Consider the following 18277-nt stretch of genomic DNA (forward strand, 5'->3'; position numbering starts at 1 on the left):
AAGATGCATGAGCGAGCCGTTAATTGTCGGCATCCGGCATCATAGTCCGGCCTGCGCCCGGCTGGTGAAATCGTTAATCGAAAGCCAGCGGCCACGATACGTGTTGATTGAAGGCCCGGCTGATTTTAATGACCGGGTAGACGAACTGTTTTTAGCCCACCAGCTTCCGGTAGCTATTTACAGTTATTGCCAGTATCAGGACGGTGCAGCCCCCGGGCGTGGTGCCTGGACGCCATTTGCTGAATTTTCGCCGGAGTGGCAGGCGCTACAAGCCGCTCGTCGTATTCAGGCACAAACTTACTTCATCGATTTGCCTTGCTGGGCACAGAGTGAAGAAGAGGACGATTCGCCTGATACGCAAGAGGAAAGCCAGACCTTGCTGCTGCGTGCCACCCGCATGGATAACAGCGACACCCTGTGGGATCACTTGTTCGAAGATGAAAGCCAGCAAACTGCATTACCCTCTGCACTGGCGCGCTATTTTGCCCAACTGCGGGGCGACTCCCCCGGCGATGCGCTCAATCGTCAGCGCGAAGCCTTTATGGCCCGCTGGATTGGATGGGCGATGCAGCAAAACAATGGCGACGTGTTAGTCGTCTGCGGCGGCTGGCATGCTTCGGCACTGGCAAAGATGTGGCGCGAATGCCCGCAGGAAATTAACACGCCGGAATTGCCCTCGCTGGCAGATGCCATTACAGGTTGTTATCTCACGCCATACAGCGAAAAGCGCCTTGATGTGCTGGCAGGATACCTTTCCGGTATGCCTGCCCCGGTCTGGCAAAACTGGTGCTGGCAGTGGGGCTTACAGCAGGCCGGTGAACAACTGCTAAAAACTATCCTTACCCGTTTGCGCCAGCACAAGTTGCCTGCTTCGACCGCGGATATGGCTGCCGCTCATCTGCATGCGATGGCGCTGGCACAGTTGCGCGGTCATACACTACCGTTACGCACTGACTGGCTGGATGCCATAGCAGGCTCGCTGATTAAAGAAGCCCTGAACGCGCCGTTGCCGTGGAGCTATCGCGGAGTTATTCATCCCGACACCGATCCGATTCTGCTAACGTTGATAGACACATTAGCGGGTGACGGATTCGGTAAACTTGCCCCTTCTACGCCACAACCGCCTCTGCCAAAAGATGTCACCTGCGAACTGGAACGTACCGCAATCTCTCTTCCGGCGGAGCTTACCTTAAATCGCTTTAACCCCAATGGACTAGCGCAAAGTCAGGTGTTACATCGGCTGGCAATACTGGAGATCCCAGGGATTGTACGCCAGCAGGGAAGCACACTGACACTTGCAGGCAACGGTGAAGAACGCTGGAAATTAACCCGCCCGCTTAGCCAGCATGCGGCATTGATTGAGGCCGCCTGCTTTGGTGCCACACTCCAGGAAGCCGCACGCCATAAATTAGAAGCCGATATGCTGGACGCGGGTGGAATCGGCAGTATCACCACATGTCTTAGCCAGGCGGCGTTAGCGGGTCTGGCGTCCTTCAGTCAACAATTACTGGAGCAACTCACATTATTAATCGCCCAGGAAAATCAATTTGCCGAAATGGGCCAGGCGCTGGAAGTGCTATATGCCTTATGGCGGCTGGATGAAATTAGCGGTATGCAAGGCGCGCAGATATTACAAACGACGTTATGCGCGGCTATCGATCGCACGCTCTGGCTGTGTGAATCCAACGGCAAACCGGATGAAAAGGAGTTTCACGCTCACCTGCATAGCTGGCAGGCGCTTTGCCATATCCTGCGCGATCTACATAGCGGCGTTAATTTACCCGGCGTTTCTCTTTCTGCAGCGGTAGCCTTACTGGAGCGACGCAGTCAGGCGATTCATGCCCCGGCGCTGGATCGCGGCGCGGCTCTTAGCGCACTGATGCGTCTGGAACATCCCAACGCCATTACCGAAGCGGCGCTGACGATGCTGGCGCAGTTATCCCCGGCACAATCCGGCGAAGCGCTGCACGGTTTGCTGGCGCTGGCCCGCCATCAACTGGCCTGTCAGCCGGCATTTATCGCCGGTTTCAGCAGTCATTTAAATCAACTGAGTGATGCCAATTTTATCAATGCCCTGCCCGATTTACGCGCGGCGATGGCCTGGCTACCACCACGAGAACGCGGGACGCTGGCGCATCAGGTGCTTGAGCATTATCAACTGGCGCAACTTCCCGTTTCGGCGCTGCAAATGCCGTTGCATTGTCCACCACAAGCCATTGCACATCATCAACAACTCGAACAGCAGGCACTGGCATCGCTGCAAAACTGGGGAGTTTTCCATGTCTGAACTGAACGATCTTCTGACCACCCGTGAGCTACAACGCTGGCGATTAATTCTTGGCGAAGCGGCAGAAACGACGCTTTGTGGGCTGGATGACAACTCCCGGCAGATAGACCACGCGCTGGAGTGGCTGTATGGGCGCGATCCTGAACGGCTCCAGCGTGGTGAACGCTCCGGTGGATTAGGTGGCTCAAATCTCACCACCCCTGAGTGGATCAACAGTATTCACACGCTGTTTCCGCAACAGGTGATTGAGCGGCTGGAAAGCGATGCCGTACTGCGCTACGGCATTGAAGATGTGGTGACGAATCTCGACGTGCTGGAACGTATGCAGCCTTCTGAAAGCCTGCTACGCGCCGTTTTGCACACCAAACATCTGATGAACCCCGAAGTACTGGCTGCCGCCCGCCGGATAGTGCGCCAGGTTGTTGAAGAAATTATGGCTCGACTGGCAAAGGAAGTTCATCAGGCTTTTTCTGGTGTCCGCGATCGCCGTCGCCGCTCATTTATTCCACTGGCGCGAAACTTTGATTTCAAAAGTACTCTGCGCGCCAACCTGCAACACTGGCACCCGCAACACGGCAAGTTGTATATCGAATCCCCCCGCTTTAACAGCCGCATTAAACGCCACAGTGAACAATGGCAACTGGTCTTACTGGTTGATCAAAGCGGATCGATGGTGGACTCGGTGATCCACTCTGCGGTGATGGCGGCCTGTTTGTGGCAGTTACCCGGCATTCGTACCCATCTGGTGGCGTTTGACACAAGCGTCGTTGATCTCACGGCAGACGTTGCCGATCCGGTAGAGTTATTAATGAAAGTACAGTTGGGCGGCGGGACCAATATCGCCAGTGCCGTGGAATATGGTCGGCAACTTATTGAACAACCAGCAAAAAGCGTCATTATCCTCGTGAGCGATTTTTACGAAGGGGGTTCATCATCATTGCTGACGCATCAGGTGAAAAAGTGTGTCCAGAGCGGCATCAAAGTGCTGGGACTGGCGGCGCTCGATAGCACAGCAACGCCTTGCTATGACCGCGATACGGCCCAGGCGCTGGTTAATGTCGGCGCACAAATAGCCGCCATGACACCGGGCGAACTGGCATCATGGCTTGCGGAGAATCTTCAGTCATGAATTCACTACGTCCGGAATTATTAGAACTGACACCGCAGGCCCTGACGGCGTTAAGCAATGCCGGTTTTGTTAAGCGCAGCCTTAAGGAACTGGAAAATGGCAACGTCCCGGAAATCAGCCATGAGAACGGCGCTTTAATCGCCACCTTCAGTGACGGTGTCCGTACCCAGCTGGCGAACGGCCAGGCACTGAAAGAGGCTCAGTGCACCTGCGGGGCTAGCGGCATGTGCCGTCATCGCGTGATGCTGGTGTTAAGTTATCAGCGACTTTGTGCCACCACCCGGCCCACGGAAAAAGAAGAAGAGTGGCAGCCTGCAATCTGGCTGGAAGAACTGGCTACCCTGCCCGATGCCACCCGCAAACGTGCACAGGTGCTGGTCGCTAAAGGCATCACCATTGAGTTGTTCTGTGCGCCTGGCGAAATTCCCTCAGCCCGCTTACCGATGAGCGATGTGCGTTTTTATTCCCGTAGCAGCATTCGTTTCGCCCGTTGTGATTGTATTGAAGGCACACTTTGCGAACATGTCGTACTGGCTGTGCAGGCCTTCGTCGAGGCCAAAACTCAGCAAGCGGAATTTACTCATTTAATCTGGCAGATGCGCAGCGAACACGTCACATCATCTGACGATCCGTTTGCCAGCGAAGAGGGCAACGCGTGTCGTCAATATGTTCAGCAACTAAGCCAGGCATTATGGCTGGGCGGCATCAGCCAGCCGCTTATTCACTACGAGGCCGCTTTCAGCCGCGCGCAGCAAGCGGCGGAACGCTGCAACTGGCGCTGGGTGAGTGAATCACTACGGCAACTGCGCGCCAGCGTTGATGCCTTCCACGCCCGCGCCAGCCACTATCATGCAGGAGAATGCTTACGTCAGCTTGCGGCATTAAACAGTCGATTAAATTGCGCACAAGAGATGGCGCGGCGCGACAGTATCGGTGAAGTTCCTCCTGTGCCGTGGCGCACGGTCGTTGGCGCTGGCATTGCCGGAGAAGCAAAGCTTGATCATCTGCGACTGGTGTCTTTAGGTATGCGTTGCTGGCAGGATATTGAGCAGTATGGTTTACGCATCTGGTTTACCGATCCCGACACCGGCAGTATTTTGCACCTTTCGCGCAGTTGGCCACGAAGTGAACAGGAAAACTCACCGGCAGCTACGCGTCGGCTGTTTAGTTTTCAGGCTGGCGCACTGGCGGGCGGGCAAATTGTTTCACAAGCAGCAAAACGCAGTGCCGATGGCGAGCTGCTGTTAGCTACCCGCAACCGCTTAAGCAGCGTTGTGCCGCTGTCGCCTGATGCCTGGCAAATGTTGAGCGCGCCGTTACGCCAGCCGGGCATTGTGGCTTTGCGGGAATATTTACGCCAGCGTCCCCCCGCCTGCATACGGCCTCTTAATCAGGTCGATAACTTATTTATTCTGCCGGTCGCTGAGTGTATTTCTCTCGGTTGGGATAGCAGCCGCCAGACGCTGGATGCGCAGGTAATCAGCGGCGAAGGTGAAGATAATCTGCTGACGTTATCACTGCCAGCCTCAGCCAGCGCGCCTTATGCCGTTGAACGCATGGCGGCGCTTTTGCAACAAACAGACGACCCCGTGTGTCTGGTTTCTGGCTTTGTCAGTTTTGTTGATGGGCAATTGACACTGGAACCACAGGTAATGATGACAAAGACTCGTGCCTGGGCGCTGGACGCAGAAACTGCGCCTGTGGTGACATCACTACCTTCTGTCAGCGTTCTGCCTGTGCCGTCTACTGCTCATCAGTTGCTGATGCGCTGCCAGGCATTACTTATTCAACTGCTCCATAACGGCTGGCGCTATCAGGAACAGAGTGTTATTGGTCAGGCAGAGTTGCTGGCGAATGACCTCACCGCGGTGGGTTTTTATCGGCTGGCACATATGTTGGGACAATTTCGTAATACAGAAAGCGAGGCACGGGTAGAAGCAATGAATAACGGTGTTTTGCTGTGCGAACAATTATTCCCCATGCTTCAGCAACAAGGATGAAATAGTGCTTTTTACTAAGAGTTCTACTCCAGTTCCGGACTGCTCACGCCACGGTATTAGGCATATCCTATATAGCCCCTGGTGAGAGTCACCAGTTCCTTGATTAAATAAAATGGAGTTTTACATGAAGGCTTTCAATAAGCTGTTTTCCCTTGTTGTTGCATCTGTTCTGGTTTTCTCTCTTGCTGGCTGCGGTGACAAAGAAGAATCGAAGAAATTCAGCGCCAATCTGAACGGCACTGAAATTGCCATTACCTATATCTACAAAGGTGACAAGGTGCTTAAGCAATCTTCTGAAACCAAAATTCAATTTGCCTCCATTGGTGCAACCACCAAAGAAGATGCTGCCAAGACACTTGAGCCGTTAAGCGCCAAATACAAAAACATCGCGGGTGTTGAAGAAAAATTAACCTATACCGATACCTACGCGCAGGAAAACGTGACTATCGATATGGAAAAAGTGGATTTTAAAGCCCTGCAGGGTATTTCAGGAATCAACGTTTCTGCTGAAGATGCCAAAAAAGGTATCACTATGGCGCAAATGGAACTGGTGATGAAAGCCTCTGGTTTTAAAGAAGTGAAATAATCTGTCGGCGGCCATGTTTGCGCATGGCCGCCATACCCGTCTTAGCTTTTCTTCACATGCTGGCGCGCTGCCAGTCCACGCAGAAAATAACGTAAAAATTGATCGCCGCATTCGCGGAAGTTTTTATGATCCGGTGCACGCATCATCGCCGTAATTTCCGGCATCGAAACGCGGAACTGCTGTTCGGTGAGGATCGCCAGAATGTCATCGGTTTTCAGCGAAAACGCGATGCGTAATTTTTTCAGCACGATGTTGTTATTAATGCGACGTTCCGGCTCCAGTGCCGGAGCAGACTCATCCTTGCCGCGTTTTTCATAAATCAGGCCATTGAGGAATGACGACAAAACAATGTCCGGACAACGCTGAAAACCCTCTTCGTCTTCTTTACGTAGCCAGACGGCGATCTGTTCCGCGGTGGCTTCGACATTACCCAGCGCCAGAATACGCACCAGGTCATTATTATTGGCTTTCAAAATGTAGCGCACGCTGCGCAGAATATCGTTACTTAGCATGAGGCCTTCAGGTGTTGATGAGGCAAAAAGCCATTTTAGCAGTCTTTTACAGGCCAATCGCCTCTTTTAAGCTTTTCAGATAACGGCGGCTGACCGGCACGGTTAAGCCATTACGCAAAATCAACTCGGCCTGGCCGTTATCTTCCAGACGAATCTCCTGTAAATGCGCGAGGTTAACCAGATACTGACGATGGCAGCGCAGTAGTGGTGTACGACTTTCCAGAGTACGTAATGTCAATTCGGTAAAGCCCTCTTTCCCTTCGTGGCTGGTAACGTAGACACCGCTCATCCGACTGCTGACAAATGCCACATCTTTCATTTGCAGCAAATAAATCCGACTATGCCCCGTACAAGGGATAAATTTCAGCGCCTGTTGATTTTCCGGTAACAGCGAAACATCCTGCTTGCTGCGCTCCTGACGCAATCGCGCCAGCGTTTTCTCCAGTCGCGCTTCATCAATTGGCTTCAGCAGATAATCAAAGGCATGTTCTTCAAAGGCTTTAATAGCGTATTCGTCAAACGCGGTGAGAAAAACAATATACGGGCGATGTTCCGGATCAAGCATCCCCACCATTTCCAGACCACTGATGCGCGGCATCTGGATATCGAGAAACAGCACATCCGGGCGCAGTTTATGCACCGCGCCGATTCCTTCCACGGCGTTTGAACACTCACCAACGATTTCAATATCGCTCTGCTCCTGCAAAAATACGCGCAGGTTCTCCCGTGCTAACGGTTCATCATCGACAATTAAGACTTTAATCATGCCTCGTCCCTCCATGGTAGTCGTAACGTTATTCGGGTGTAACTATCAGGCTCACAGGCGACGCTTATCCCATAGTCATCGCCAAACCGTTCACGTAAACGCTTATCCACCAGATTCATCCCCAGCCCACTGGCATTGGTTACCGGTTGATACAAACCGGCATTGTCTTCGATCTCCAGCATCAAATGTTGCCCCTCACGTCGGGCGCTGATTGCCACTCGCCCTGTATCCAGCAGTTGTGATGTCCCATGTTTAATGGCGTTTTCCACTATCGGTTGCAGGGTAAACGCGGGCAATTGCTGCTGGGATAATTCTTGCGGAATAGCAATGTTGACCTGCAACCGCGACTGGAAGCGCGCCTTTTCAATTTGCAGATAAGCGTTCACATGTTCAATTTCGTCGGCGAGAGTAACAAACTCCGAAGGCCGCTTTAAGTTTTTGCGGAAAAAAGTGGAAAGATACTGCACCAGCTGGCTGGCCTGTTCGCTGTCGCGGCGGATCACCGCTTTAATGGTGTTAAGCGCATTAAACAAAAAATGGGGATTCACCTGGGCGTGAAGCAGTTTGATCTCTGACTGGGTGAGCATCGCTTTTTGCCGCTCATATTGCCCGGCAAGGATCTGCGCCGAAAGCAATTGCGCAATCCCCTCACCCAACGTGCGGTTGATTGAACTGAATAAACGGTTTTTGGCTTCATACAATTTGATGGTGCCCATCACCCGCTGATTTTCACCACGTAACGGAATTACCAGCGTCGACCCCAGTTTGCATTGCGGATGCAAAGAGCAACGGTAAGGTACTTCGTTGCCATCAGCGTAGACCACTTCACCGGTTTCAATCGCTTTTAAGGTATAAGTCGAAGAAATCGGTTTGCCGGGTAAATGGTGGTCGTCACCAATTCCGGTAAAGGCCAGCAATTTCTCTCGATCGGTAATCGCGACTGCACCAATATCCAGCTCCTGATACAGCACCTGTGCCACTTTCATGCTGTTCACTTCGTTAAACCCCTGGCGCAAAATGCCTTCCGTCGAGGCCGCCACTTTCAGCGCAGTGGCAGAAAAAGCTGAAGTGTATTTTTCAAACATCGCGCGTTTATCGAGCAATATACGCATAAACAGCGCCGCGCCGACGGTATTGGTGACCATCATTGGCGCAGCAATATTACTCACCAGACGCACCGCATCTTCATAAGGTCGGGCGATCGCCAGGATGATCAACATTTGCACCATTTCAGCGACGAACGTGACGGCACCGGCGGTAATGGGGTTAAAGACTTTATCAGTGCGCCCGCGGCGGATCAGGATGCTGTGTACCAGGCCACCGAGTAATCCTTCAACGATGGTCGAGATCATGCAACTTAGCGCGGTCATGCCCCCCATCGAATATCGATGTAACCCGCCGGTCAGGCCAACCAGCCCACCGACGACCGGACCGCCGAGTAAGCCGCCCATTACCGCGCCTATCGCACGGGTATTGGCAATAGAATCGTCAATGTGCAACCCAAACCAGGTGCCCATGATGCAGAAGATGGAAAAGACGATGTAGCAGAGAAACTTATGCGGCAGACGAACCGTGACCTGCATTAACGGTATGAATAATGGCGTTTTACTCATTAACCATGCAATGACTAAAAAAACGCACATCTGCTGAAGCAGCAGCAACACCAGATTAAAATCGTACATACCCGCAAACCACACTTCCCTTTAAAACGCGTAACATACATTGCCTGCGTTTAACTTTCTTTGAACTCTTGCAGAAAAATGAGAATTCGTGAGTACGATCACTCAAAATCGCCTGGCAAAAATAAAATCACCCTATAAATGCACAAAAAACGGGCAAAACTACCTGGTTCGCAAAACTGCGTCTAAAGTTAAACCGGGACCTCGCGAGCAAGGGTGAGACGATGGCGCTTTACACAATTGGTGAAGTGGCGTTGCTTTGTGATATTAACCCTGTCACGTTACGCGCGTGGCAGAGGCGTTACGGATTGCTGAAACCGCAACGGACAGACGGCGGTCATCGGCTGTTCAACGATGCCGATATTGACCGTATCCGCGAGATCAAACGCTGGATCGACAACGGCGTGCAGGTCAGCAAAGTTAAAATGCTGCTCAGTAATGAAAATGTTGATGTGCAGAACGGCTGGCGCGATCAGCAAGAAACATTACTGACCTACCTGCAAAGCGGCAATCTGCATAGCCTGCGAACGTGGATCAAAGAGCGCGGTCAGGATTACCCCGCCCAGACACTCACCACACATCTGTTTATTCCTCTGCGCCGACGACTTCAATGCCAACAACCGACTCTCCAGGCGCTGCTGGCGATCCTCGACGGCGTACTGATCAACTACATCGCCATTTGTCTGGCTTCGGCACGTAAAAAACAGGGTAAAGATGCGCTGGTGGTTGGCTGGAATATTCAGGATACCACCCGTCTGTGGCTGGAGGGCTGGATTGCCAGTCAACAAGGATGGCGCATTGATGTCCTCGCCCACTCGCTCAATCAACTACGCCCTGAACTATTCGAAGGTCGTACATTGCTGGTGTGGTGCGGTGAAAATCGAACCTCCGCCCAACAGCAGCAACTCACCAGTTGGCAAGAACAAGGCTATGATATTTTCCCACTCGGCATTTAATGATTCGTTAACAAATGCGCTTTACTGTACAATCCTTTCGTTAACATAAGGAGTGCATTATGCGCATAGCTAAAATTGGGGTCATCGCCCTGTTCCTGTTTATGGCGTTAGGCGGAATTGGTGGCGTCATGCTCGCAGGTTATACCTTTATTTTGCGTGCTGGCTAAGCGCCTGCACCAGCCTTTCAAACAGGCGGTCTGCGATGATCGCCGCCAGTGCCACCAGTAACGCCCCCTGGATCACATACGCGGTATTAAATCCGCTAAGCCCGATGATGATGGGCGTACCCAGCGTGCTGGCCCCTACCGTTGAGGCGATCGTCGCCGTACCAATGTTGATAATCACCGAAGTTCGCACGCCCGCCAGAATCACCGGAGCCGCCAGCGGTAGCTCGACCTTACGCAGTCGCTGACCACGACTCATTCCCATACCTTTCGCAACTTCTGTCACGCTGGCATCAATCGCTCCCAGCCCGGCAAGTGTCGCCTGCAGGACGGGCAGCACACCATAAAGGATCAAGGCGATAATCGCTGGTTGCAGACCAAAGCCTATCACCGGAACAGCAATCGCCAGCACTGCGACAGGCGGAAAAGTCTGCCCAACGGCGGCAATAGTTTCCACCAGTGGGCGAAATTCCGCGCCCCACGGGCGAGTGACTGCAATTCCGGCACCAGTGCCAATGATCACCGCAAACAAACTCGAAATTCCCACCAGCCAGAAATGAGCCAGTGCCAGAGCTGCAAAACTTTCTTGCTGATAAACGGGTCGTGGCAGTTGTGGGAACAAGGCAGCAAACAGCGGCTGGCTGTAAGGCAGCCAGAAAATCAGTGCCACAAACAAAGCAATGAGCCAGAACAGCGGATCGCGCAACATCTTCATACGCTTACGCCTCCACCAGCAGATCCTGAAAATGCAGCGTTCCGCAAGGCTGGCCCTGCGTGTTCACCACCGGCAGCACCTCGCATCCCCGCGCGACAAACAGAGAGAGCGCATCGCGTAGCGTCATCTCTTCTGCCAGTGCCTCACCTTCTGCTCGTTCTTCGCGACGCACGTAATCCGCCACACTACGTAACGAAAGCAGGCGCACACCCAGTTCACTACGTCCAAAAAACTGGCGGACAAAATCATTCGCCGGACGAGTCAGCATCGTCAGCGGATTCCCCTGCTGCACCACTTCACCGTGATCCATCAATACCAGATGTTCTGCCAGCCGTAGCGCCTCATCAATATCATGAGTGACCAGCACAATAGTGCGCCCCAGCAAACGGTGAATGCGCGTCATCTCTTGTTGCAACGCGCCGCGCGTTACCGGGTCCAGTGCGCCAAAAGGTTCATCCATCAGTAAGACTTGCGGATCGGCAGCCAGTGCGCGCGCTACTCCCACACGTTGCTGCTGACCACCGGAAAGCTGATGCGGATAACGCTCACGTAAATTTGACTCCAGCCCCAGTAGCGCCATTAATTCGTCGATACGATCGTCAATCCGCGCCCGCGACCATTTTTGTAATTGCGGCACGGTAGCGATGTTTTGCGCCACGCTCCAGTGGGGGAACAGGCCAATAGATTGAATGGCATAGCCCATCCGGCGGCGCAACTCCAGTACTGGCAGCGAGCGAATTTCTTCTCCGGCAAAGCGGATCTCTCCGCTGTCATGTTCCACCAGGCGGTTAATCATTTTCAGGGTGGTGGATTTGCCGGAGCCAGATGTGCCAATCAGCACCGAAAAACTCCCTTCCTGAAAATTGAGATTGAGATCGTTAACGGCTTTTTGTGCGCCGAACAGTTTGCTGACATGGCTAAATTCAATCATTACGTTTCACCTTCAACAGTGCGATTAGTAAATCGAACAGCGCATCGATCAGCACCGCCAGAACAATTACCGGGATCACCCCCAGCAACACTAAATCAATGGCGCTGCTTAGCAGCCCCTGGAAAACCAGCGCACCAAAACCGCCTGCGCCGATTAACGCCGCAATCACCGCCATGCCTACAGTTTGCACCATCACCACCCGCAGGCTGCGCAGAAATACCGGTAACGCCAGCGGTAACTGAACATGCAGGAATCGCTGCGCTCCGCTCATGCCCATCGCTCTGGCGCTCTCCAACACATCGCGCGGGATCTGGTTCAAGCCGACTACCACGCCGCGCACCAGCGGCAGCAAGGCATAGAGCACCAGCGCAATCAGTGCGGGTGTCATTCCGGTTCCTGCTATGCCAAGCTTCCCCAGCCACGGAAAGGCCGTAACCAGTCCGGCAAGCGGCGCAATCAGCAGGCCAAAGAGCGCAACCGAAGGCACGGTCTGAATGACATTGAGCAGAGAAAAAATCGCCCCCTGCCGAGCGGTGGAAAAGTAGCACCAGATGCCCAACGGCACACCAATCACTAACGCAGGCAGCACCGCACCAAACAGCAACGTCAGATGTTGTGCCAGCGCGTCGTCAAACACATCCTGACGGTTGGCGTATTCTTTCATTAGTGAGAGATCGTTAAGCGTGCCGGAGTACAGCAACCACAGCGGAATAATGGCAATCTGCATATGCAACAACCAGCGCCACAGCGGATGCGTGGAGATTCGGCGGATGGCATCACTACAGGCCAGCAATGCCAGCGCCGCGGCCAGCCAGAAACCACTGCCGAGGCTGGTACGCGCCAGCGCACTGCCATTTTGAGCCAGTTGGGTCGCCGCCTTTCCTGCTCCCCACACCAGCAATACGAAGACGAATTGCGCCAGAATGAGTGCAAAAATGCTGCCTTTTTTAGCGGGAATAAAACAGGCTGTCAGCCAGGCGCAACCAACGCCCACCAGCATCCAGATCGTTTGCGGCCACAGTTGCCAGAGATGACGCCCTTCACCCGAGACTAAACGATTAGGCGCGTAACTGATAAACGGCAGCGCCGCTGCGATTGCCGTCAGCAACAGCAGCAGCGCCAGAACAGGATTAATACGTAGATAAGTCACGGGAAATTACTTCGTCCACCCTTTTTGTTTCAGGTAGTCGGCAGCCACTTTTTTGGCATCCAGTCCTTCCACTGCAATGCTGGCATTCAGTTGCTGCAATGTTTTTTCATCGAGGCTGGCGAAGACTGGCTGTAGCCACTGTGCCATTTGCGGATACTCTTTCAACACCGACTCACGCACCACTGGTGCAGGCGCGTAGATAGGTTGCACGCCTTGCGGATCGCTTAAGGTTTGCAGCCCCAGCGCCGCGACCGGACCGTCAGTGCCGTAAGCCATTGCGGCATTAACGCCAGAGGTTTGCTGGGCAGCGGCTTTAATCGTTACCGCCGTGTCGCCGCCAGCCAGTGACAGTAACTGATCCTGATCGAGTTTAAAGTCGTAGGCTTTTTCAAACGCGGGTAACGCATCGGCGCGTTCGATAAACTCAGCCGAGGCTGCCAGTTTGAAGGTGCCGCCCTCTTTCAGATAACGACTCAGGTCAGCAAGCGAAGTGAGTTTGTTTTTCTCTGCCACATCCTGACGCACGGCGATGGTCCAGGTGTTATTTGCAGGTGCGGGCGTCAGCCAGATTAACTTGTTTTGCTCTGCATCGAGTTTTTTGACTTTCTCGTAACCTTGCTGCGCGTTTTTCCACGCTGCATCGTTTTCATCTTTAAAGAAAAACGCGCCATTGCCGGTATATTCCGGATAGATATCCAGTTCACCGGAAGTAATCGCCCCGCGCACCACAGGAGTCGTTCCGAGTTGCACTTTATTCACCGTCTGTACGCCGTGGCTTTCGAGTACCTGCAAAATGATATTGCCGAGCAGCGCGCCTTCGGTATCGATTTTTGAACCGACTTTAACGGGGGAAGCCGCGTGCAGCGGCAGGCTCACGGCTGCCAACAAAACCAGTGAACCTGCCCAGACCTTTGAGAGTGGCATGATGCTTTCCTCATTCTTTTACTGTTGTTTTCAGCGAATTAAGAGAAAAGCATAGTTGATAATGACAGAGTTAGCCTGAGCGGAAGGATTCAGTTGCAGAATCAGATAAATACTTAAAGGGCATATTTTGCCCGGCGTTTCTTGCCGGATGCGGCGTAAACGCCTTATCCGGCCTACAAAGGGCGAAAATTCAGCAAGTTAAGATATGAACATCAGGCAAAGGGCGCAAACGTCGCGCCCTTACAAAAGCATTACAGCAACTCAAACTCGCCTTTCTTAACGCGTGCGGAATCAGTGCCGATAAATACATTGAACTTGCCAGGCTCGGCGTCATATTTCATCTGTTGATTCCAGAACTTCAGCGCCTCGATATCAATCGGGAAGCTAACGGTCTGAGTTTCGCCCGGTTTCAGGGTGATTTTCTCAAAGCCTTTCAGCTGTTTCACCGGACGACTCATGGAAGCCGTCACATCCTGCAAGTACATCTGCACTACCGTGGCCCCTTCGCGCTTACCGGTGTTCGTCACCTGCACGCTGGCAGTTACTTTGCCGTCACGCTTCATGGTCGGCGCAGAAAGTTTCACATCAGAGACGGTGAAAGTGGTATAGCTCAGACCATAGCCGAACGGATACAGCGCCCCGTTAGCTTCATCAAAATAACGCGAAGTGTATTTGTTCGGCTTGTCGGCATTATACGGACGCCCGGTATTCAGATGGCTGTAGTACACCGGGATCTGCCCGACAGAACGCGGGAAGGACATCGGCAGCTTGCCGGACGGGTTGTAATCGCCAAACAACACATCGGCAATTGCATTACCGCCTTCCGTCCCCGCAAACCAGGTTTCCAGAATCGCATCAGCCTGCTGATCTTCTTTCACCAGCGCCAGCGGACGCCCGTTCATCAGCACCAGCACCAGCGGTTTACCGGTGGCTTTCAGCGCCGCAATCAAGTCACGTTGGCTTTGCGGAATAGTAATATCGGTACGACTGGAGGCCTCGTGCGCCATCCCCTGTGCTTCACCGACTACAGCCACCACCACATCAGATTGTTTCGCCGTCTGCACCGCTTCATCAATCATCTCTTGCGGCGAACGCGGATCGACTTTGACCGCTTCTTCATACTGATTCAGGAAATCGATAATGCCTTTGTCACTGGTAACGTTCGCCCCTTTGGCATACAGCACTTTACCGTTTTCACCGACGGCATTTTTAATCCCGGTCAGTACGGTCACGGATTGATCGGCAACACCGGCTGCGGACCAGCTGCCCATCACGTCACGTTTACTGTCCGCCAGTGGCCCAACCACCGCAATGGTGGCCGATTTTTTCAGCGGTAACGTTTCGAGACGGTTTTTCAGCAACACCAGGCTTTCACGCGCCACTTCACGCGCTTCTTTACGGTGCAGGCGGCTTTCGGCATTGGTATCCACCGGGTCAGACTCTTTCGGCCCCAAATGGCTGTATGGGTCGTTAAACAATCCCATATCATATTTAACGTTCAGTACATGGCGGGCAGCATCGTCCAGCTCTTCCATCGTCACTTTGCCGGATTTGATCAACCCAGGCAGATACTTCGAGTAATACTCGTCGCTCATACTCATGTTGATTCCGGATTTCAGCGCCACGCGCACCGCATCTTCCGGGTCTGCCGCCGTGCCATGTTTAATCAGCTCTTTGATTGCACCGTGATCGGAAACGGTGATGCCTTTAAAGCCCCACTGGTCGCGCAGAACATCTTTCAGCAGCCAGGAATCGGAGGTGGCTGGCGTGCCGTTCAGCGAGTTCAGCGCCACCATCACCGCGCCGCTGCCTGCGTCCAGCCCCGCTTTGTACGGCGGCATATAATCATTAAACAGGCGCTGCGGACTCATATCGACGGTGTTGTACTCTTTACCGCCTTCTACCGCGCCGTATGCGGCAAAGTGTTTGACGCTGGTCATCACCGAGTAGCGATCTGCCGGGCTTTTACCCTGCATCGCTTCCACCATGGTTTTACCCATTGTTGAGGTGAGATACGTATCTTCGCCAAAACCTTCGGAAGCACGTCCCCAGCGCGGATCGCGCGAGACATCGACCATCGGTGCCCAGGTCATATTCAGGCCATCATCTGCCGCTTCATAAGCAGAGACACGTCCGACCGTTTTCACTGCATCGAGGTTAAAAGACGAGGCCAGACCGAGGCTAATCGGGAACACCGTGCGCTGACCGTGCAGCACGTCGTAAGCAAAGAAAAGAGGAATTTTCAGGCGGCTTAATTCCATCACCTGATCCTGCATGGCGCGGATATCCTGACGGGTTACGGTGTTGAAAATCGCCCCAACCTGACCGTCTTTGATCATCTCGCGGATCGCCTCTTTCGGGTTATCCGGGCCGACGCTGATTAAGCGCAGCTGACCAATTTTCTCATCAACTGTCATTTTCTTAAGCAGTTCGGTGACGAACGCATCCCGCGCTTCGGGCGTTAATGGATGGTTGCCGAATAAATCATCCGCCAGTGCTGGCTGCAGGGCCAGACTCACCGCGATTCCTACTGAACATAGCCATTTCATATGGATTTTTCTTCCTCTGTTGCCCGACGAGGCAGCGAAAATGGTGCAAAAACCGTAGTTTGCCATAAGCATGATGGAGAGAGAAAAAGAATGCTCAGTTTATTGTCTGAATTTTCAAAATATTCACTCGCTGAATTGTCATACAAGGCGCTATTCTAGTTTGTGATATTTTTTCGCCACCACAAGGAGTGGAAAATGTCTTCCATGACAACAACTGATAATAAAGCCTTTTTGAATGAACTTGCCCGTCTGGTCGGTCATTCACACCTGCTCACCGATCCCGCAAAAACGGCCCGCTATCGCAAGGGCTTCCGTTCTGGTCAGGGCGACGCGCTGGCTGTCGTTTTCCCTGGCTCACTACTGGAATTGTGGCGGGTGCTGAAAGCCTGTGTCACCGCCGACAAAATTATTCTGATGCAGGCTGCCAATACAGGCCTGACCGAAGGATCGACGCCAAACGGTAACGACTATGATCGCGATATCGTGATCATCAGCACCCTGCGTCTCGACAAGCTGCACGTTCTTGGCAAGGGCGAACAGGTGCTGGCCTATCCGGGCACCACGCTCTATTCGCTGGAAAAAGCCCTCAAACCGCTGGGACGCGAACCGCACTCGGTGATTGGATCGTCGTGTATAGGCGCATCGGTTATCGGCGGTATTTGTAACAACTCCGGCGGCTCGCTGGTGCAACGTGGCCCGGCGTATACCGAAATGTCGTTATTCGCGCGTATAAATGAAGACGGCAAACTGACGCTGGTGAACCATCTGGGGATTGATCTGGGCGAAACGCCGGAGCAGATCCTTAGCAAGCTGGATGATGATCGCATCAAAGATGACGATGTGCGTCACGATGGTCGTCACGCCCACGATTATGACTATGTCCACCGCGTTCGTGATATTGAAGCCGACACGCCCGCACGTTATAACGCCGATCCTGATCGGTTATTTGAATCTTCTGGTTGCGCCGGGAAGCTGGCCGTCTTTGCGGTACGTCTAGATACCTTCGAAGCGGAAAAAAATCAGCAGGTGTTTTATATCGGCACCAACCAGCCGGAAGTGCTGACCGAAATCCGCCGTCATATTCTGGCTAACTTCGAAAATCTGCCGGTTGCCGGGGAATATATGCACCGGGATATCTACGATATTGCGGAAAAATACGGCAAAGACACCTTCCTGATGATTGATAAGTTAGGCACCGACAAGATGCCGTTCTTCTTTAATCTCAAGGGACGCACCGATGCGATGCTGGAGAAAGTGAAATTCTTCCGTCCGCATTTTACTGACCGTGCGATGCAAAAATTCGGTCACCTGTTCCCCAGCCATTTACCGCCGCGCATGAAAAACTGGCGCGATAAATACGAGCATCATCTGCTGTTAAAAATGGCGGGCGATGGCGTGGGCGAAGCCAAATCGTGGTTGGTGGATTATTTCAAACAGGCCGAAGGCGATTTCTTTGTCTGTACGCCGGAGGAAGGCAGCAAAGCGTTTTTACACCGTTTCGCCGCTGCGGGCGCAGCAATTCGTTATCAGGCGGTGCATTCCGATGAAGTCGAAGACATTCTGGCGTTGGATATCGCTCTGCGGCGTAACGACACCGAGTGGTATGAGCATTTACCGCCGGAGATCGACAGCCAGCTGGTGCACAAGCTCTATTACGGCCATTTTATGTGCTATGTCTTCCATCAGGATTACATAGTGAAAAAAGGCGTGGATGTGCATGCGTTAAAAGAACAGATGCTGGAACTGCTACAGCAGCGCGGCGCGCAATACCCTGCCGAGCATAACGTCGGTCATTTGTATAAAGCACCGGAGACGTTGCAGAAGTTTTATCGCGAGAACGATCCGACCAACAGTATGAATCCGGGGATCGGTAAAACCAGTAAGCGGAAAAACTGGCAGGAAGTGGAGTAAAAATTACGGATGGCATAG

The 18277-nt window shown here is 53.0% G+C and carries 15 protein-coding genes; 7 read left to right on the forward strand and 8 right to left on the reverse strand.

Annotated features, from left to right (window positions below):
* The first annotated feature begins 7 nt into the window (after nucleotides 1-7).
* From HUZ68_RS14605 to HUZ68_RS14620, 4 genes are all read left to right on the forward strand, one after another.
* A complete protein-coding gene (locus HUZ68_RS14605; protein ID WP_239593915.1) occupies nucleotides 8-2287 on the forward strand; it encodes a DUF5682 family protein in 2280 nt (759 codons plus the stop codon).
* Nucleotides 2280-3416, forward strand: coding sequence for a VWA domain-containing protein (locus HUZ68_RS14610; RefSeq protein WP_033815451.1), 1137 nt, complete (start codon nucleotides 2280-2282; stop codon nucleotides 3414-3416). The genes HUZ68_RS14605 and HUZ68_RS14610 overlap by 8 nt, the downstream gene beginning before the upstream one ends.
* Complete coding sequence (locus tag HUZ68_RS14615) at nucleotides 3413-5416, forward strand: SWIM zinc finger family protein (RefSeq protein ID WP_033815450.1); 2004 nt, start codon at nucleotides 3413-3415, stop codon at nucleotides 5414-5416. Before HUZ68_RS14610 ends, HUZ68_RS14615 begins: the two co-directional genes overlap by 4 nt.
* 124 nt (nucleotides 5417-5540) lie before the next feature.
* Complete coding sequence (locus HUZ68_RS14620) at nucleotides 5541-6002, forward strand: YehR family lipoprotein (RefSeq protein WP_033815449.1); 462 nt, start codon at nucleotides 5541-5543, stop codon at nucleotides 6000-6002.
* A 41-nt stretch (nucleotides 6003-6043) separates the two neighbouring features.
* Here HUZ68_RS14620 and HUZ68_RS14625 read toward each other — a convergent pair whose 3' ends face one another.
* From HUZ68_RS14625 to btsS, 3 genes are read right to left on the reverse strand one after another with little or no spacing between them, the layout of a single operon-like run.
* Complete coding sequence (locus HUZ68_RS14625) at nucleotides 6044-6514, reverse strand: YehS family protein (RefSeq protein WP_001295430.1); 471 nt, start codon at nucleotides 6512-6514, stop codon at nucleotides 6044-6046.
* A 46-nt stretch (nucleotides 6515-6560) separates the two neighbouring features.
* On the reverse strand, nucleotides 6561-7280 hold the full coding sequence (gene btsR, locus HUZ68_RS14630) for a two-component system response regulator BtsR (protein ID WP_000598641.1): 720 nt from the start codon (nucleotides 7278-7280) through the stop codon (nucleotides 6561-6563).
* Nucleotides 7277-8962 carry a two-component regulatory system sensor histidine kinase BtsS gene (gene btsS / locus HUZ68_RS14635; protein ID WP_001295431.1) on the reverse strand — a complete coding sequence of 562 codons (1686 nt, stop codon included), beginning with the start codon at nucleotides 8960-8962 and terminating at the stop codon, nucleotides 7277-7279. Before btsS ends, btsR begins: the two co-directional genes overlap by 4 nt.
* Nucleotides 8963-9183: 221 nt before the next feature.
* On the opposite strand from btsS, the gene mlrA reads away from it, so the two are divergent.
* Both mlrA and HUZ68_RS14645 read left to right on the forward strand, forming a co-directional pair.
* Complete coding sequence (gene mlrA / locus HUZ68_RS14640; protein ID WP_021556974.1) at nucleotides 9184-9915, forward strand: HTH-type transcriptional regulator MlrA; 732 nt, start codon at nucleotides 9184-9186, stop codon at nucleotides 9913-9915.
* A gap of 59 nt (nucleotides 9916-9974) precedes the next feature.
* Nucleotides 9975-10082, forward strand: coding sequence for a protein YohO (locus HUZ68_RS14645; protein ID WP_001216963.1), 108 nt, complete (start codon nucleotides 9975-9977; stop codon nucleotides 10080-10082).
* On the opposite strand, the gene yehW is transcribed toward HUZ68_RS14645, so the two are convergent.
* From yehW to bglX, 5 genes are all read right to left on the reverse strand, one after another.
* On the reverse strand, nucleotides 10063-10794 hold the full coding sequence (gene yehW, locus HUZ68_RS14650) for a glycine betaine ABC transporter permease YehW (RefSeq protein ID WP_000783120.1): 732 nt from the start codon (nucleotides 10792-10794) through the stop codon (nucleotides 10063-10065). The genes HUZ68_RS14645 and yehW overlap by 20 nt on opposite strands.
* A 4-nt stretch (nucleotides 10795-10798) precedes the next feature.
* Nucleotides 10799-11725, reverse strand: a complete 927-nt coding sequence (gene yehX, locus HUZ68_RS14655) for a glycine betaine ABC transporter ATP binding protein YehX (protein ID WP_021577703.1) — start codon at nucleotides 11723-11725, stop codon at nucleotides 10799-10801.
* Nucleotides 11718-12875 carry a glycine betaine ABC transporter permease YehY gene (yehY, locus tag HUZ68_RS14660; protein ID WP_001613417.1) on the reverse strand — a complete coding sequence of 386 codons (1158 nt, stop codon included), beginning with the start codon at nucleotides 12873-12875 and terminating at the stop codon, nucleotides 11718-11720. The genes yehX and yehY overlap by 8 nt, the downstream gene beginning before the upstream one ends.
* A 6-nt stretch (nucleotides 12876-12881) precedes the next feature.
* Nucleotides 12882-13799, reverse strand: a complete 918-nt coding sequence (osmF, locus tag HUZ68_RS14665; protein WP_239593916.1) for a glycine betaine ABC transporter substrate-binding protein OsmF — start codon at nucleotides 13797-13799, stop codon at nucleotides 12882-12884.
* Nucleotides 13800-14050: 251 nt separating this feature from the next.
* Nucleotides 14051-16348 (reverse strand): beta-glucosidase BglX, encoded by a 2298-nt coding sequence (gene bglX / locus HUZ68_RS14670; protein WP_000871512.1) that lies wholly within the window; start codon nucleotides 16346-16348, stop codon nucleotides 14051-14053.
* A gap of 195 nt (nucleotides 16349-16543) precedes the next feature.
* Between bglX and dld the strand changes: the two genes are divergently transcribed.
* Nucleotides 16544-18259 carry a D-lactate dehydrogenase gene (dld, locus tag HUZ68_RS14675; protein ID WP_000097369.1) on the forward strand — a complete coding sequence of 572 codons (1716 nt, stop codon included), beginning with the start codon at nucleotides 16544-16546 and terminating at the stop codon, nucleotides 18257-18259.
* The last annotated feature ends 18 nt before the right edge of the window (nucleotides 18260-18277 follow it).

This window comes from Shigella dysenteriae, assembly GCF_022354085.1.
In the GTDB taxonomy this organism is placed as follows: domain Bacteria; phylum Pseudomonadota; class Gammaproteobacteria; order Enterobacterales; family Enterobacteriaceae; genus Escherichia; species Escherichia coli.

Excerpts from the sequence above, each read along its gene's own strand:
- HUZ68_RS14605 (WP_239593915.1), top strand. The coding sequence starts at position 8 with ATGAGCGAGCCGTTAATTGTCGGCATCCGGCATCATAGTCCGGCCTGC.
- HUZ68_RS14610 (WP_033815451.1), top strand. The coding sequence starts at position 2,280 with ATGTCTGAACTGAACGATCTTCTGACCACCCGTGAGCTACAACGCTGG.
- HUZ68_RS14615 (WP_033815450.1), top strand. The coding sequence starts at position 3,413 with ATGAATTCACTACGTCCGGAATTATTAGAACTGACACCGCAGGCCCTG.
- HUZ68_RS14620 (WP_033815449.1), top strand. The coding sequence starts at position 5,541 with ATGAAGGCTTTCAATAAGCTGTTTTCCCTTGTTGTTGCATCTGTTCTG.
- HUZ68_RS14625 (WP_001295430.1), bottom strand. The coding sequence starts at position 6,514 with ATGCTAAGTAACGATATTCTGCGCAGCGTGCGCTACATTTTGAAAGCC.
- btsR (WP_000598641.1), bottom strand. The coding sequence starts at position 7,280 with ATGATTAAAGTCTTAATTGTCGATGATGAACCGTTAGCACGGGAGAAC.
- btsS (WP_001295431.1), bottom strand. The coding sequence starts at position 8,962 with ATGTACGATTTTAATCTGGTGTTGCTGCTGCTTCAGCAGATGTGCGTT.
- mlrA (WP_021556974.1), top strand. The coding sequence starts at position 9,184 with ATGGCGCTTTACACAATTGGTGAAGTGGCGTTGCTTTGTGATATTAAC.
- HUZ68_RS14645 (WP_001216963.1), top strand. The coding sequence starts at position 9,975 with ATGCGCATAGCTAAAATTGGGGTCATCGCCCTGTTCCTGTTTATGGCG.
- yehW (WP_000783120.1), bottom strand. The coding sequence starts at position 10,794 with ATGAAGATGTTGCGCGATCCGCTGTTCTGGCTCATTGCTTTGTTTGTG.
- yehX (WP_021577703.1), bottom strand. The coding sequence starts at position 11,725 with ATGATTGAATTTAGCCATGTCAGCAAACTGTTCGGCGCACAAAAAGCC.
- osmF (WP_239593916.1), bottom strand. The coding sequence starts at position 13,799 with ATGCCACTCTCAAAGGTCTGGGCAGGTTCACTGGTTTTGTTGGCAGCC.
- bglX (WP_000871512.1), bottom strand. The coding sequence starts at position 16,348 with ATGAAATGGCTATGTTCAGTAGGAATCGCGGTGAGTCTGGCCCTGCAG.
- dld (WP_000097369.1), top strand. The coding sequence starts at position 16,544 with ATGTCTTCCATGACAACAACTGATAATAAAGCCTTTTTGAATGAACTT.